Annotated in this window: 15 protein-coding genes and 1 tRNA gene; 8 read left to right on the top strand and 8 right to left on the bottom strand. The window is 43.7% G+C overall.

Going from position 1 to position 15,053, the window contains the following annotated elements; all coding sequences use genetic code 11:
* The first annotated feature begins 63 nt into the window (after positions 1–63).
* Positions 64–762 carry an RsmE family RNA methyltransferase gene (locus AC3E9V_RS07190; protein ID WP_488752516.1) on the top strand — a complete coding sequence of 233 codons (699 nt, stop codon included), beginning with the start codon at positions 64–66 and terminating at the stop codon, positions 760–762.
* Here the strand turns inward: AC3E9V_RS07190 and AC3E9V_RS07185 are convergent.
* Together AC3E9V_RS07185 and AC3E9V_RS07180 are read right to left on the bottom strand one after the other, a co-directional pair.
* Complete coding sequence (locus AC3E9V_RS07185) at positions 756–1,217, bottom strand: hypothetical protein (RefSeq protein WP_488752515.1); 462 nt, start codon at positions 1,215–1,217, stop codon at positions 756–758. The two genes, AC3E9V_RS07190 and AC3E9V_RS07185, sit on opposite strands and share 7 nt — an antisense overlap.
* A complete protein-coding gene (locus AC3E9V_RS07180; protein ID WP_488752514.1) occupies positions 1,217–3,448 on the bottom strand; it encodes a Tex family protein in 2,232 nt (743 codons plus the stop codon). The genes AC3E9V_RS07185 and AC3E9V_RS07180 overlap by 1 nt, the downstream gene beginning before the upstream one ends.
* Positions 3,449–3,664: 216 nt before the next feature.
* Here AC3E9V_RS07180 and AC3E9V_RS07175 point away from each other — a divergent pair, with 216 nt between their 5' ends.
* A complete protein-coding gene (locus tag AC3E9V_RS07175; protein ID WP_488752513.1) occupies positions 3,665–4,243 on the top strand; it encodes a TlpA family protein disulfide reductase in 579 nt (192 codons plus the stop codon).
* 267 nt (positions 4,244–4,510) lie between these two features.
* On the opposite strand, the gene AC3E9V_RS07170 is transcribed toward AC3E9V_RS07175, so the two are convergent.
* The 3 genes from AC3E9V_RS07170 to AC3E9V_RS07160 all read right to left on the bottom strand — a co-directional run bounded on the left by AC3E9V_RS07170 (position 4,511) and on the right by AC3E9V_RS07160 (position 6,787).
* Positions 4,511–5,065, bottom strand: coding sequence for an REP-associated tyrosine transposase (locus tag AC3E9V_RS07170; protein WP_488752512.1), 555 nt, complete (start codon positions 5,063–5,065; stop codon positions 4,511–4,513).
* Between the two features lie 120 nt (positions 5,066–5,185).
* Complete coding sequence (locus AC3E9V_RS07165) at positions 5,186–6,313, bottom strand: glycerate kinase (protein ID WP_488752511.1); 1,128 nt, start codon at positions 6,311–6,313, stop codon at positions 5,186–5,188.
* Positions 6,314–6,322: 9 nt separating this feature from the next.
* Positions 6,323–6,787 (bottom strand): SixA phosphatase family protein, encoded by a 465-nt coding sequence (locus tag AC3E9V_RS07160; protein WP_488752510.1) that lies wholly within the window; start codon positions 6,785–6,787, stop codon positions 6,323–6,325.
* A gap of 123 nt (positions 6,788–6,910) precedes the next feature.
* Between AC3E9V_RS07160 and topA the strand changes: the two genes are divergently transcribed.
* From topA to AC3E9V_RS07140, 4 genes are all read left to right on the top strand, one after another.
* Entirely contained in the window at positions 6,911–9,247 is a 2,337-nt protein-coding gene (gene topA, locus AC3E9V_RS07155; RefSeq protein ID WP_488752509.1) for a type I DNA topoisomerase, read from the top strand.
* A gap of 47 nt (positions 9,248–9,294) precedes the next feature.
* Positions 9,295–9,765 carry an RNA polymerase sigma factor gene (locus tag AC3E9V_RS07150; protein ID WP_488752508.1) on the top strand — a complete coding sequence of 157 codons (471 nt, stop codon included), beginning with the start codon at positions 9,295–9,297 and terminating at the stop codon, positions 9,763–9,765.
* On the top strand, positions 9,758–10,351 hold the full coding sequence (locus AC3E9V_RS07145; protein WP_488752507.1) for a DUF8845 family protein: 594 nt from the start codon (positions 9,758–9,760) through the stop codon (positions 10,349–10,351). Before AC3E9V_RS07150 ends, AC3E9V_RS07145 begins: the two co-directional genes overlap by 8 nt.
* 97 nt (positions 10,352–10,448) lie before the next feature.
* Positions 10,449–10,530: transfer RNA gene (locus tag AC3E9V_RS07140), tRNA-Leu, on the top strand.
* 751 nt (positions 10,531–11,281) lie between these two features.
* Here the strand turns inward: AC3E9V_RS07140 and AC3E9V_RS07135 are convergent.
* Positions 11,282–11,863 carry a T9SS type A sorting domain-containing protein gene (locus AC3E9V_RS07135; RefSeq protein WP_488752506.1) on the bottom strand — a complete coding sequence of 194 codons (582 nt, stop codon included), beginning with the start codon at positions 11,861–11,863 and terminating at the stop codon, positions 11,282–11,284.
* 302 nt (positions 11,864–12,165) lie between these two features.
* Positions 12,166–13,173, bottom strand: a complete 1,008-nt coding sequence (locus AC3E9V_RS07130; protein ID WP_488752505.1) for an SRPBCC family protein — start codon at positions 13,171–13,173, stop codon at positions 12,166–12,168.
* 161 nt (positions 13,174–13,334) lie between these two features.
* Between AC3E9V_RS07130 and AC3E9V_RS07125 the strand changes: the two genes are divergently transcribed.
* Positions 13,335–13,742, top strand: coding sequence for an RDD family protein (locus AC3E9V_RS07125; protein ID WP_488752504.1), 408 nt, complete (start codon positions 13,335–13,337; stop codon positions 13,740–13,742).
* 76 nt (positions 13,743–13,818) lie between these two features.
* Positions 13,819–14,397: a TIGR00645 family protein gene (locus AC3E9V_RS07120; protein ID WP_488752503.1), complete on the top strand. Its 579-nt coding sequence runs from the start codon at positions 13,819–13,821 to the stop codon at positions 14,395–14,397.
* A 52-nt stretch (positions 14,398–14,449) separates the two neighbouring features.
* Here AC3E9V_RS07120 and AC3E9V_RS07115 read toward each other — a convergent pair whose 3' ends face one another.
* Positions 14,450–15,043: a peptidase associated/transthyretin-like domain-containing protein gene (locus AC3E9V_RS07115; RefSeq protein WP_488752502.1), complete on the bottom strand. Its 594-nt coding sequence runs from the start codon at positions 15,041–15,043 to the stop codon at positions 14,450–14,452.
* Between the last annotated feature and the right edge of the window lie 10 nt (positions 15,044–15,053).

Below are 15,053 nucleotides of genomic sequence, written 5' to 3'. Positions count from 1 at the left end.
GTTTTGGGTCAGGTTTTTTTACTATATCCCTGAATAGAAAATCAGGCAAGATCAAATTAGAAAATGCTTTTCTTTTATCAGCCCGAAGTTACAAAGAATCATCATCACCTGGAAGGTGAAGAGCATCAGCATTGTGTGAAAGTGCTCAGAAAAAAGGTCGGTGATATTATCGGTATCCTTGATGGTCAGGGGACAAGTTATGAAGCGAGGATAACGGAAATCACCGGACGCCAATGCTTCTTCGAGGTGGTTGAGGAAAGGAATTTTCCCCGGAAGAGATTTTACAACCATATTGCTATTGCACCAACAAAAAGTACCGACCGAATCGAGTGGTTTGTGGAAAAAGCCTGTGAGCTGGGCGTGGATGAGATCAGTTTTGTTCATACTAAAAACACTGAAAGAAACAAGCTTAGGACAGACCGGCTGTATAAAAAAGCCATAAGTGCACTTAAGCAATCAAAAAGCGGATTCCTGACCAGGATCAATGAACTGGAAAAATTTGACAGGTTTTTAGAAGAACCCTTCAAGGGCATCAAACTCATAGGGGTTGTAGAACCCAACCTTCCTTATCTGAGTAACCAACTCAGGTCAAATGAAAGATCACTGATCCTGATAGGACCCGAAGGGGATTTTGATCCGTCAGAAGTAGAAAAGGCAATGAAGTCTGGTTTCAGGAAAGTAAGCCTGGGAAGTAACACACTGAGAACTGAAACAGCCGGTATTGTAGCTGCCCAAATGGTAAATGTTGCTAACGTTTACTGAGCTACAAGCCGATATACGCTATTTACAGAGTCTCTCTTCCTCCACCGAACTTCCAGCGGATTGATGCCTTCAAGTATCAGGTAATCGATCTCTCCACCTTCAAACAGCAAAGTATCCGTGAAGAGGTTATTATTTTGGTCATCTCCTAAAGCAGTGGATGCGGTAAGTACTCCGTAGTAAATGGTATCATAAGTTGAGCAGCCTGGCTGATACCTCAAGTCATAAGCTTCGATCCCCGTTCGCAGGTTCTCAAAGATTACCTTTATGGAGTCTTCGCAATCAGCGATTTCTACATTTTCACCATTAACCTGCCACTGGGCAACCAGCCAGATTTTGCTGGTATCTGTAGCAAGGAGATGTTCCACCTGGCTGCCATAGAGGCCTGAAGGATAAAAATCATCATCACATGCAAAAAGCACACAAAGACCAAATATGATGATTAAGGTTAATCGCATCAGCTTCCAAATTTACCTTTAAGCATAGCCAGTTTGGCTTGTAAGTCTCCTTCTGCAGGTTTCTCCTCTTGTTTTCGCTGTTTTTGTTTAGGCTGACCAAAAGGATCCGATTTCATAGAAAGGGAGATTCGCTTTCTCGGTACGTCCACCTCCAGCACCGTTACCATGACTTTATCCTGAAGCTTTACCGCTTTTGCAGGATCGGATACAAAACTATCGGAAAGGTGACTTATGTGTACCAACCCATCCTGGTGGACACCCACATCTACAAACGCCCCAAACTTGGTAATATTGGTAACGATTCCAGGAAGTTTCATTCCAACAGAAAGGTCGCTGATGGCATGCACATTATCTGCAAACGAAAAAGTCTCAAATTTTTCCCGTGGATCGCGTCCCGGCTTTGCCAGTTCATCAATAATATCCTTCAGCGTAGGCAAACCCAGGTCTCCTGAAACATATTTCTTCAGATCGATCCGCTTTCTCAGGTTTTGATCTTTTACCAGGTCTTCCACATTGCATCCAAGGTCTTTAGCCATAGAGCTGACTGTTTCATATCGTTCCGGATGCACTGCACTTTCATCCAGCAGGTTTTTGGCGCCTTTTATCCTAAGGAACCCGGCCGCCTGCTCAAAGGCCTTATCGCCTAACCGGGGAACAGACTTTAAGTCCGCCCTGCTTTTAAAAGCTCCATGTTCATTCCGGAAATTGACAATGTTTTCTGCCAGCTGAGGACCGAGACCTGAAACATACGTGAGCAGCTGCTTACTCGCTGTATTCAACTCCACCCCTACTCCATTCACACAGCTCATCACCACGTCATCCAGGGAATGCTTTAGCTCATTCTGATCTACATCATGCTGATACTGTCCTACTCCAATAGATTTTGGGTCGATCTTCACCAGCTCAGCCAGTGGATCCATCATACGACGACCAATCGAAACAGCTCCGCGAACGGTCACATCGTAATCTTTAAATTCTTCACGGGCTACTTCTGAAGCAGAATAAATTGAAGCTCCACTTTCGTTCACCATGGCAATGATGATATTGCCTGGCAAACCGATCTTCTTCACAAACTGCTCGGTTTCCCGGCTCGCCGTACCATTACCAATGGCTATGGCCTCAATGTTGTGCTTTTGAGCCAGTGCTGCCACCACAGCCGACGCGGTGGAAACATCTCGCTGAGGTTCATTAGGATAGATCGCCGTATTTTCAAGGAGCTTGCCCTGTCTATCCAGGCAGACTACTTTACAGCCGGTTCTAAACCCCGGATCGATCGCCATCACTGCTTTCTGTCCCAGCGGTGGCGACATCAGCAGTTGCTTTAAGTTTTCAGCAAACACAACAATGGCTTCCTTATCGGCAGCTTTTTTAGATTCAAGCCGCATCTCAGTTTCAATACTTGGTTTGATCAACCTTTTATAGGAATCTTTAAGGGCAATCTCAACCTGCTCGCTGGCAGCATTATGACTTTTCAGAAATTGACGCGAAAGCCGATCAATAGCCACCTCCTCCGGAGGAAAAATATCCATCATCAGAATACCTTCCCGTTCACCCCTTCGGATAGCAAGAAGTCGGTGTGAGGGTATTTTCTTAAACGGCTCCTCCCACTCAAAATAATCCTTGTATTTGCTGCCCTCTGCCTCTTTGCCTTTCATTACCCGGGACTTGATGATGGCTTCTGACCTGAAAATCGTACGTATACGCTCCCTTGCATCTGCATCTTCGCTGATCCACTCAGCCATAATATCCCTGGCGCCCTGCAAGGCAGCCTCCACATCAGCTACTTCTTTCTCTTCATTGATAAATTTCTCAGCTTCCTGCTCCGGGTTCAGACTTCCCTGCTCCCAAAGCACCTTGGCTAGTGGCTCCAACCCTTTCTCCCTGGCCACCGAAGCTTTGGTCTTGCGCTTGGGCTTGTATGGCAGATACAGATCCTCCAGGGCAGTCATGGTTTCCGCCGCTTCTATTTTTTTCTTGAGCTCAGGGGTGAGCTTTTCCTGATCATCTATGGACTTGAGGATAGCCTCTCTTCGCTTATCCAACTCACGCAACTGAACCAACCGGTCCCTTACATTAGCAACCTCTACCTCATCCATCGAGCCTGTCATCTCCTTCCGATACCGCGAGATGAACGGAACAGTGGCTCCATCGTCCAGTAACTTTATAGTCGCTTCTACAAAATTGGTCCTGAGAGAAAATTCGTTGGCTATCTTCGTTGCGTAATTTATCATAGTGATTTTCTTCAAAATTTTTTTGAGCGTCGAAAATGTAGCTCAAAAAACTTAACATTTAGAGAACTCACATGAACTTCTTTTCTAACATTTATGACGAATTTGTTGAAAAACAAGTTCATGCTCATTTCACCAGGGCGGCAAAAATAAAGTTTCTATGGATTTTATTAACCATAATTTCGTTGAGATATTGAGTAACAGAAAATAAAAAATTTGATGGCCAAAAAATCATACAAAAGAGAATTAATCGAATGGACCGTGTTGGTTGTGGTAGGGATTGGCTTATACGTAACCGGCCTTCATACGGAGGTCATTGGTCAGCTACAGCGGGTAGTCCTGGCAACAGGCCTCATGACACCAGATACAGATGAAACAGCGCTTACTGAAGCCGATTATAATTTCCAGCTCACCAATGCGGGCGGAAGAGCCGTTCACTTTTCCGAATTTGAGGGGCAAACGGTTTTTTTGAACTTCTGGGCTACCTGGTGCCCGCCGTGTATTGCAGAGATGCCCGATATTCAGGATCTGTATGAAAAGAAAGGAAAAGAAGTGGCTTTTGTGATGATATCATTGGATGAAGATCCGAAAAAAGCTTTGCGGTTTGTTGAACGAAAAGAATTTGACCTGCCTATATATTTCCTGGCTTCTACTCTCCCAAAAACGTACAACCCCAGATCCATCCCCACTACTTATGTGCTGAGTCCGGATGGAAAAATCGCCATGAGTCAGCATGGCATGTCAAAATATGATACCGAGGAGTTTCGGGCATTTCTGGATGGCTTAAACAAACCTTGATCCTACTCACTCTTCGGTTTCGATCCTACTAAAATACCTTAGATCAGGCTTTAGTCGGACTGGAACGGAGTTTCATTTTACCAGCCTATTCACTACGCAGACAAAGAAAATAATTTTCTTGCTCCACTCAGTGCTGCGCGGCCTGTTCCTACGTTTGTCTTGCTTCTCGCAGCGCTGCGAGAGCCTCCGCTAACGTTTGTCTTCCTACCTCTATCCGTAGAGTTCCGAAGGGCTCTACGGATTGTGAATGAATAAGAGTCTTATGACTCAGATATGCTCAATCTTGACAAGTCCCTTCCCATCGCAGTAGTAGTCAATACCACTAGAGTGAACATAATCTCCCTCAAACCTTACTAACCCTGCCCGAACAGGATTTTCATGTAGATATTTCATTTTTGAATCAAGAATTGCAGAAGTTGAACATTCGACGGGATGATTTTCCTGCTGCCAGAACTGATAGCTTTCGTTCCTTTTATTTTGCTCTCCAGCTTTTTTGAATATCCACAGCATCCAGTTTTTTCTGCTTTCCCGAGGATTCTGTTCAATGGCTTTTGTGATTTGATAAGAAGTGAACTTTTTAAAATCTCGCAACAGGTCGGATAATCGGTAGCCCTCAGCGGCTGACAGTATCAGGTGTAAATGATTACTCATTATACACCGGGCGTGAACGTTTAATCCCTTATTTACAACACAAAAATTCAGGCTGTCTACGATTATATCACAATATTCTCTTCTTGTAAAGACATCTATCCACTGAACTACGGAGAATGTAATGAAGTGAATTGCATTTTGATCCCTGATTTTATATCCTTCGTCTGACATGGAGGTAAAAATATCAGTATATTTTTCTGAGTCAAAGACTCAGCTTTATTTTTACAATCCGTAGAGCCCTTCGGAACTCTACGGATAGTGACAGGAAGTTCCTCAGTGAGCTTAACTCCATTAAGTCAGTGCCAACAAATTCCCAACCTGAAAAGCCGTACGTTCCAGGTTGACCTCAGTATGTGCCATCGTACTGGCCAATGAGCCCGGTCCATTCGCTATGGGAAATACTGCGTCAAAATTGGGGATCTCCAAATCCTCCACATCTACAAACCCACTGAATCCGATCACAGGTTTGCCTGCCTCTTTTGCTTTACTGGCAACAAGCCCCGGCCCTTTCCCATAATTTGTCTGTTGATCTATATGCCCCTCTCCTGTAATGACCAGATCCGCCCATTCCAGCTTCTCATCAAAGCCCGCCCACTCCAAAATTCTCTCTCCTCCGGGACTCAGTTTGGCATTTAATACGCCATAAAGCATAGCCGCAACACCACCTGCTGCTCCTCCGTGTGTCACCTTCCCGATATCCACTCCAAATAGATTTTGGACAATCCTGGTTAAATGCGTAAAACCCTTTTCCAGCTCAACCACATCACCTTCACTGGCTCCTTTCTGAGGTGCGAAGACCTGGGCGGCTCCTTCCTCCCCCAGCAGTGGATTGGTTACATCACAAAGTATTTCAAGGTGTACATCCTCCAGAGATGCCTTGAGCTTGTCTACCGAAATGGTATTTATCTTTCGAAAATCGGAAGCAAGTGGCTGGGAGATCACGCCACTATTATGATAAAATTTAGCTCCCAAAGCATCTAAAATACCGATAGCGGCATCTACCGTTGCGCTGCCTCCCACTGTGAGGTAGATGGTTTTAGCCCCGGCATCCAAAGCGGCCCCTATTAGCTGACCGGTACCATAGGTAGTCGCCTTCCAGGGGTCCAGTTGATCCTCGTTTACCAGATGAATACCGGAAGCCTCCGCCAATTCCACAATGGCAGTCTTTGTTTTTTGATTCCACCCATACCTGGCCGTAGTACTCCACCCAAGCGGTCCCCTGACATTAACCTCATGTAAATCCGCCTCCAAATATCCGGAAACCACCTTCAGGCTGCCATCCCCTCCATCTGCAATTGGCAGCACACTGCATTCACAATCAAGATTGCTTTTTCTAAAGCCATCCTGAATGGCCAGTGCGGCCTTTTCAGCATCCAGAGAGCCCTTGAATGCATTTGGAGCTATTAAGATCTTTTTCACGATATAAAATCAACTTTTCAGAATTCCGGTCCCTTTGGAAACCTCTGACCACTCCAGGCCCGTAAATGTAATTTCTACTAATTGTCCTGGATTTAAATTGCTAAAAGACCGATCAGCCAGGTAGTCTAAAAGGTAAGATATCCCCGGATTGTGGCCTATCAGCAGGAGGTTATCCGGACTGTCCGCACTATTGACAACTTCAAGAAGTGCAGCAAGGGAGGCTTCATAAATGGCATCTACATATTTCAATTTTCCATGGCTATGTAGCTCTTTTAAGAACAAATCCGCAGTTTGCCTGGTCCTGCTTGACGGACTGCATAAAACAAGTTGCGGGAAAAAATCACGGCCTGCCATTTCTTTTCCCAGCAGGCTTATGGCAGATCTCCCCCGCTCGGTGAGACTCCTCTCAAAGTCCCTTTTACCAGTCTGATGCTCAGCCTGTCCGTGCCGCAAAAGCCATAATTTTTTAACCATAAGTATTAAAATCAGTTATGCTTATACGTAAGGCTAAAGTTACGGTTTTGGAGGATCGAAAAGCCAATTCTTTAGTTTATTAATAATTTTTGAAGATATTTACCGCCTCAAAAAATTGGTGTAATGAGTAAAAACCTGGTCATAGTAGAGTCGCCGGCAAAGGCAAAAACAATAGAAGGATATTTAGGAAAGGATTACCAGGTGAAGTCATCTTATGGTCACGTTCGTGATCTGCCCAAGGATGATTTCGCTATTGATATTGAGAACAATTTCACGCCAACTTATAAGGTCTCCAAAGACAAGAAAGACATTGTCAAAGAGCTTAAAAAGCTGGCTAAGGAATCCGAAACCATCTATCTCGCATCGGATGATGACCGAGAAGGAGAGGCTATTTCGTGGCATCTGGCACACGCCCTGGATCTGGATGATAAGAAAACCAGAAGGATCGTTTTCCGGGAAATCACCAAAAACGCCATTCAAAACGCCATAGAAAACCCCAGAGGTATAGATCAAAACCTCGTCAATGCGCAACAGGCGAGAAGGATACTGGATCGATTAGTAGGCTATGAGCTTTCACCTATCCTTTGGAAAAAAATTAAAACGGGCCTTTCTGCAGGCCGGGTTCAGTCAGTGGCTGTACGGCTGGTCGTAGAGCGTGAACGGGAAATTGAAAAATTCGAGCCTACTTCCAGCTATAAGGTAACGGCTCTTTTTAACCTGGAAAAAGGCAAAGTCTTAAAGGCCGAGCTTCCGAAAAAATTTAAAACGGAAGAAGAGGCTCAAGCTTTTCTGGAAAAGTGCAAAACAGCTGAGTTCAGCATAGAAAACCTGGAAACCAAACCAGCTAAAAAGTCTCCTGCTCCACCATTTACTACTTCTACCTTGCAGCAGGAAGCCAGCAGGAAGCTCAGCTTCCCGGTTTCACTCACCATGTCTGTGGCTCAAAAACTCTATGAATCAGGTAAGATCTCCTACATGAGGACAGACTCGGTAAACCTCTCTCAGGAGGCCATTTCAGGCGCTAAGGCAGAAATCACCAAAGCCTTTGGCCCGAATTTCTTTAATGAAAGACATTATAAAACCAAAAGCCAGGGTGCACAGGAAGCTCACGAAGCAATCCGGCCAACAAACTTTGCCAATCAGTCAGCTGGATCTGACAGTGCGGGAAACAGACTTTATGAATTGATCTGGAAAAGGGCCATTGCCTCCCAGATGGCAGATGCTCAGCTGGAAAAAACTACGGCTACCATAGGCATTTCCACAGCTGACGAAAAACTGGTAGCTCAGGGCGAAGTAGTGAAGTTTGATGGTTTCCTCAAAGTATACATTGAGTCCACGGACGATGAGGGTGAGGAGGAAGAGCATCAGGGTATGTTGCCCCCACTCGCCATTGGTCAGGTCCTTGACCCGAGAAATATGCTGGCGAAACAGGGCTTTACCCGTCACCCACCCAGATATACTGAAGCAAGCCTGGTGAAAAAGCTCGAGGAAATGGGGATTGGCCGTCCATCTACTTACGCTCCTACCATTTCCACCATTATAAAGCGAAACTACGTGGCCAAAGAAAATCGTGATGGCTATGAACGAAACTACACTGAGCTGTGGCTGAAAGGTGGCCAGGTGGAAAAGTCTGAACAAACAGAAGTCACCGGAACGGAGAAGAATAAACTGTTCCCAACGAATACGGCAATGGTCGTTAATGACTTTCTGGTCGAGCATTTTCCAAATGTGATTGACTTTTCCTTTACCGCCAAGGTGGAGTTGGAATTTGACGAAATCTCCCATGGAAAGGTGGACTGGACCCAAATGATCAGATCATTTTACGGTGATTTCCATTCCAAAGTAGAGGACACCTCACAGCTAAAAAGATCGGAGGTCAATTCCTCCAGAGAGCTGGGTACTGATCCTAAAACCGGCAAGCCCGTAATCGCCAAGCTAGGTAAATATGGCGCATACGTACAGCTTGGAGAGATGGAGGATGAAGAAAACGGTGGTGAGAAACCAAAATTTGCCAGCCTTAGACATGGACAGCTTTTAGAAAACATCACACTCGAAGATGCCATAGAATTATTCAAACTTCCAAGAGAGGTTGGTGAGTATGAGGGTGAGGTGATGACTGCCGCAGTAGGGAGGTACGGTCCCTACATTCGTCACAATGGTAAATTTGCGTCCCTGAAACCAGATCAGGATCCGCTTAGCATCACTGCAGAGGAAGCTATTGAGTTGATTCTGGAAAAACGGGAGCAGGATGCTAATAAGTACATCAAGACCTTTGATGAAGACGAAAATGTCTTTGTTTTAAACGGCAAATATGGCCCTTACATCAAATTTGGCAAGAAGAATGTGAAAATTCCAAAAGACAAAAAGCCCGAAGAGCTTACCTATGAGGAATGCAAAGAGCTTGCTGAAAAAGCCCCGGAAAAGAAACGTGGCGGATTTAAACGACGGGCAAAAAAATAACCATTTGATGTAAGAAAATCTTATGTTTCCGCATCTAACCTAACATCGTGTCAGAGCACTTTTTCAAAGCATTTGTGACCGAAAATATGGGTATCATCACCCACATATGCCGGGCATACTCATGTGATGAGGAAGAGCTGAAAGATCTGATACAGGAGGTGACAATCCAGCTATGGAAGTCTCATCAGAAATTTGCCGGAAACTCCAGGATTTCTACCTGGGTATACCGGGTAGCATTAAACGTGTGTCTGGCTACCAGGAGAAAGAAAAAGCTGGAAACCGAGCCCATTACCAACCTGGAGGTAAGAGAAGATACTGATACTACAGAGAAGGAGCAGGTAGATCTGCTGTACAAAGCCATTCGTAAGCTTAAAGACTCAGATCGGGCAATCATACTCCTCTATTTGGAAAAGAAAAGCTACCAGGAGATCAGTGAGATCCTTGGTATGACGGTTTCAAACGTCGGCGTGAAAGTGAAGCGGCTAAAAGAAAAACTGAAGAAAATGATCAATGGCTAAGGAGCTGGACATCATATCGATCTGGGAAAAGGGGAAACAGCTTTCCCAAAAAGTGGATATAGACGTGGATCAGACCATTCGGTCAAGGTCTAAAGGGACCCTCTATTGGATAAAAGTGATCTTATCCATTGAATTCTGGCTCAACGTTGCCTTTATTCCTCTGCTTGTCTATTGGTTCTTTATTGACACTACAGATTACATTTGGGGCGCCAGCTTTCTTGTAATTACTGTTGCTTATATCTTCTATTACAGGTTCTTAATTTCTGAGGTTAGAGAGTTTAGCTACAGCGAAGACGTAAGGACAGGCTTAAAGAAACTATATCGCTACCTAAACTTTTTCCTGCTGCACTACAAAGTGGTCATATGGGTTTCATTGATTGTAGGACTGATTAAAGGGCTGATGGATGGCGTGAATAACGGAAGCATCACTGAAGAAATGAAGGGAAACCTAAATTTCTGGCTCATTTCAATAGGTGTTTCAATAGTGATGCTTTCCATTATTGGTCTGATCCTGACTTATTTGATCCACCTGATCTATGGTCGTAAGATCAAGCGGCTGAAAAAGCTGGTGAAAGAGCTCGCTTAATCTCTATAACCATAAGTAAATTTAGTTGTATAAATTAATGTGATTGGATACTTTTGCCCTCCTTTCCAAAAGAGAAAGGCAGTCTACTAAACAAAATGCCTGAGTGGCGGAACTGGTAGACGCGCACGACTCAAACTCGTGTTCCGCAAGGAGTGCCGGTTCGATTCCGGCCTCAGGTACGAAAACCCTTCTCAAAATCTGAGGAGGGTTTATTTTTTTATAATGGACTAACTCCGCAAGGAGTGCCGGTTCGACCGATACGTCGGACCGTCCGCCCTCAGGTACGAAAACCCTTCTCACAAACATGAGGAGGGTTTATTTTTTTATAATCGACTAAACTCCGCAAGGAGTGCCGGTTCGACCGATACGTCGGACCGTCCAGCCTCAGGTACGAAAACCCTTCTCAAAATCTGAGGAGGGTTTATTTTTTTATAATCGACTAAACTCCGCAAGGAGTGCCGGTTCGACCGATACGTCGGACCGTCCAGCCTCAGGTACGAAAACCCTTCTCAAAATCTGAGGAGGGTTTATTTTTTTATAATCGACTAAACTCCGCAAGGAGTGCCGGTTCGACCGATACGTCGGACCGTCAGCCCTCAGGTACGAAAACCCTTCTCACAAACATGAGGAGGGTTTATTTTTTTATAATGGACTAACTCCGCAAGGAGTGCCGGTTCGACTGATACGTCGGACCGTCCGCCCTCAGGTACGAAAACCCTTCTCAGCTACAGGGGAGTATTTTTCTTTCAGCGTGTTGGGGCATGGGCAATACCCCCTGATAGTTATCAAGGTGATTCCGGGTCAATCCATATTTTCCCGGAGTTGCAAAATCCAATAAAAAAAGGATGCTGGAAACCGGCACCCTTTCTATCGTATGAAGAATGAAGAAGTATTTGTTATTTAATTACGTACTTCCCGGATTATCCGGTATTAGAAATCGAATTTCTGCTCTTTGATCAGCTGATCATTGTGATAAAACACAAATGAAACACCTTCTGAATGCAGTTTTTCGAAATTGTATTTCTTATGAATCTGCTTTGTGTCTTCAAAGCTTTCTCTGTATACCACCTCATTGGCATCATCAAGAATGAAGAGGGTCATATCTTTTCCATCTTCATGTGATCCTACAAAGGATATCTCTCTCTTGCTCTGAGGAGTAAGGAATACATTGAAACCTGAAACATCTCCTAACTTAATATCCTCTTTGAAATCGATATTCTCCGCTTTTACCTGCATTTGGTAGCTACCAACAGGCAGGTTTGTCAAATCAAAACGTTTAACAAATGCTGAAGAAGTAAGACCTTCTGAATAAACTAACTGGTTCTTATCATCAAAAAGCTGAATAGTCACATTTTGTCGCTTCGCAGCCTGGTAGATCACTTTGTAGTGATCGTCATTTTCCGCTACGATTTTACATACAGTTGCCATTTCAATTGAGTCTGCTGATCTGGCTGAAGCGATGGCACTAAAAACTATTAATAACGCCATCAGGTGTTTGATTGAATTTCTCATAGTCCTTTTACTTTGAGTGTTTGAATTCATTACAAAGTTGGAACTTATGAGATCATATTTGCAAGGATTTGACCTTTTTATTAGATGAAATAACCGTTAAATGATTAATTTTTTCATTTCATACAATTTTAGGGGTACTTTAATGATAATCCATACAAATCCGTTAGTTAATGGGGATTTTTATTGCATTTTTTATAGTCAGTTTGGTATTATTTCAATAATTGAAATAATACGATAAAAAATGATAAAGATTTCAGTAAGGACCGTTAATGGTTTGGTAAGATTGCCATTTCACCAAACAATCAACGAACCGGATAGTAAACACAGGTCACCCAATCCTGCGGATCTGGTTCTAAAGATGGGTCTGTAACATACTCCTCCCAGGGATTGCCTATGATTTCATAGTGATAGAAGGCAGCAAATTCTTTGATTTCTTCATGGGCTATTTCCAGTCCACTGTAATCCCCCTGATATAGAGAACGGATAGTCAGGCCTTCATACGTTTCATATGTAGAGAACCCTTCCACACTGTCAACTTCCACCGGTAGCGGAATGCCACAAATAAAGGACAATGCATAGGCGTCTTGTGTAGTATAGATCGTAATTGGGTATCCTGCAGGCTCTATTTCTCTCTCAGCAAAAAAGGACATGAGGTCACCAAACTGCTGGGCCATTTTCACAGATATCATAGCGGGATCATTGAGTGAGGTATCCTGCACGCCGATTATCCATGTGGCCGAAACCTCTTCAAGACTAACTTCCGTAGTAAAGTCCGGGGCTGACTCTACCCGCTCCTTTAATCTCTCAAGGGCCAGCTCCCAGTCTCTACCGAGAAACCCATCGATTCCCAGCATAAATATTTTAGCAAATCCATGTACATCGTACTCATCATAAGACCAGGTAACTTTCGTTTTACCTCCTGAAAGGGGCTCCAGCGAAAACGTTCCATAAGGGGTGCTTTCGTACTCATCAAACCTGAGCACACTTGTGACCTGTTTGTTTGGTATTGCCTCTACAATTTCCATTGAACCATTCCCCAAATCAGGATCTTCGCTTTTCCAAAGGACCCTGGCCCCTACTCCAAATTCCGGACCTTCATATATATAAGTAGCTGCGGGATCTTTTTCTGCCCAGGGAGACCATGTATTAAAATTCCGAAATGAAATCAGCTCTCTGTAAACCGGATCAGCATCTGTATCTACAATTATACTCCGCTTCATGTGAGCGGTAGTGGGTAACAGGTATATGGCTAGCACGATGACAAGAAGTATCGCTACTACAATGGTCCCTATTACCTTTAAAACTTTCATGTCCACAGCATTTTGGCGGATTCAATTTAAAGTTTTTAGTGGAATAACCATAGTTTAAAGCGCTTCTTTACAGGGTGCCAACTTAAAGTAAAAAGGCCAGATGTTCTCATTCATTGCTAAATGGGATAGCTTCGCTTGTAATTTCTAAATAAAACCTCGCTATGGATCAGGGACAACTATCAGGAGAAATACACGCGGGATTCTGGGTGCGCCTCATGGCCCACAATATTGACCTGGTAATTTTATTGCCTTTGTTCTACCTTCTGAGTTTTTTGATAAGTGTAGACACCCTTTTATATATCTCATGCTTCATTCTTACTTTGATATACGAGGCAGGTTTTGTCGCCAGCAAATGGCATGGTACTCCCGGTAAAAAGACTTTGAATCTCCAGGTAGTCTCTGCCGGGAACAGATCTCTGGGATGGCCTAGGATTATCATACGAACTCTTGGTAAAATAGTCACCATAGCAACACTCTTCATCGGGTATGGAGTGATTATTTTTCACCCTGAAAAAAGAGGTCTTCATGATTTAATTGCCGGATCAAAAGTGATTTTGATATCCGAATAGCGATTTTTCAATTAATCGTTCGATTTTCACATTCAGAATATCGTATCTTTCCGCTCAAATTAACATTACAAGCATAATGGCAGATTCTGGTATCAAAAGATTTGAGAATTTCTTTGAAGGATTTATGTTTTGGAGCCGTTGGGTACAAGCTCCACTTTACACCGGTCTGATTATCGGTTCCTTTCTTTATCTGGTTAAATTTTTTCAGGAATTATATCACACATTTCAGCAAACTACTTCATTACATGAGACTGAAATGATGTTACGTATCCTCGGGCTTGTGGATATTTCCATGGTGATGAACCTGGTGGTTATGGTAACTATAGGTGGGTATTCCATCTTTACAAGTCGTATAGATGTGGATATGCATGAAGACAAACCACTATGGCTTGAAGACCTGGATGCAGGTCAATTAAAAATTAAATTGGCTACTTCGCTGGCATCAATTTCCGGGGTGCAGCTCCTCAAAACATTTATTGACTACCGTGAAGCTGAGCAAAAAGCAGGAGCAGAAGGAATTATCATAGAAATTGTGATCCACATGGTTTTCATCATTTCGGCACTTCTCCTTGCTCAAACCGAGAAAATCACGCACAGTTATAAGCACGGTCATGCTTCAGCAGTAAAATTTGCTGATGACGATGACAAAAAGTAGAAATTGATCAGCAACAAAAGATTCAAGCCTCTGATTTCGCCAGGGGCTTTTTTTATTCCTTGATCTTTTCTCTGAAATCTCTGATGAAATTGGTCCATCTGATCGGATCTAAAAAATGATTGGGGGGTATTTGTCCTGAAAGTTCATAAAGACGCCTGTCAGCCCAATTGTCATAATAATACCGCTCATTTTCATAGGCATTACGCACGGTTTCCATTAGCTCCCGCTTTTTCTCCAAAGCCCTCATTTCTATACCGGGTTTAGGATCTACTTCCAGAAAGGCGGTCCGAAAGTCGTCTTCAGATGGAAAAGAAAAGACTTTCACCTCATCGAGTTCCCGGGCGTTTTGGATTAAAACCTGTATCATCCCATAGTCGCTCTTCTCCAGTATCTCCGGAATGACAAAGGTAGATCTCTCGTAGCGGACGTCACTAAAAAGCAACGTGTCTCCCGGTTTCGCCCGAATGGTAAAGAAACCAATGCTGTCACTAACCGAACCTCCTCCCCTGGTGGTGTTCAATATAGTAGTCCCAATGACCGGCTCCAGTTCTTCATTATCCAGTATAACCCCGGAAAACCGAATCAGGTCCTGAGACCATACATTTAGTCCCACAAGCATTAAACAAAAGGACAACAAATATTTCATACGACACAAA

Source organism: Marinoscillum sp. HNIBRBA16962, from assembly GCF_057801515.1.
This window is presented reverse-complemented; position numbering and strand designations above follow the sequence as displayed.

Bases quoted from the DNA above. Each gene is read 5' to 3' on its own strand.
- AC3E9V_RS07190 (WP_488752516.1), top strand. From the start codon at position 64: ATGCTTTTCTTTTATCAGCCCGAAGTTACAAAGAATCATCATCACCTG.
- AC3E9V_RS07185 (WP_488752515.1), bottom strand. From the start codon at position 1,217: ATGCGATTAACCTTAATCATCATATTTGGTCTTTGTGTGCTTTTTGCA.
- AC3E9V_RS07180 (WP_488752514.1), bottom strand. From the start codon at position 3,448: ATGATAAATTACGCAACGAAGATAGCCAACGAATTTTCTCTCAGGACC.
- AC3E9V_RS07175 (WP_488752513.1), top strand. From the start codon at position 3,665: ATGGCCAAAAAATCATACAAAAGAGAATTAATCGAATGGACCGTGTTG.
- AC3E9V_RS07170 (WP_488752512.1), bottom strand. From the start codon at position 5,065: ATGTCAGACGAAGGATATAAAATCAGGGATCAAAATGCAATTCACTTC.
- AC3E9V_RS07160 (WP_488752510.1), bottom strand. From the start codon at position 6,787: ATGGTTAAAAAATTATGGCTTTTGCGGCACGGACAGGCTGAGCATCAG.
- topA (WP_488752509.1), top strand. From the start codon at position 6,911: ATGAGTAAAAACCTGGTCATAGTAGAGTCGCCGGCAAAGGCAAAAACA.
- AC3E9V_RS07145 (WP_488752507.1), top strand. From the start codon at position 9,758: ATGGCTAAGGAGCTGGACATCATATCGATCTGGGAAAAGGGGAAACAG.
- AC3E9V_RS07135 (WP_488752506.1), bottom strand. From the start codon at position 11,863: ATGAGAAATTCAATCAAACACCTGATGGCGTTATTAATAGTTTTTAGT.
- AC3E9V_RS07130 (WP_488752505.1), bottom strand. From the start codon at position 13,173: ATGAAAGTTTTAAAGGTAATAGGGACCATTGTAGTAGCGATACTTCTT.
- AC3E9V_RS07125 (WP_488752504.1), top strand. From the start codon at position 13,335: ATGGATCAGGGACAACTATCAGGAGAAATACACGCGGGATTCTGGGTG.
- AC3E9V_RS07120 (WP_488752503.1), top strand. From the start codon at position 13,819: ATGGCAGATTCTGGTATCAAAAGATTTGAGAATTTCTTTGAAGGATTT.
- AC3E9V_RS07115 (WP_488752502.1), bottom strand. From the start codon at position 15,043: ATGAAATATTTGTTGTCCTTTTGTTTAATGCTTGTGGGACTAAATGTA.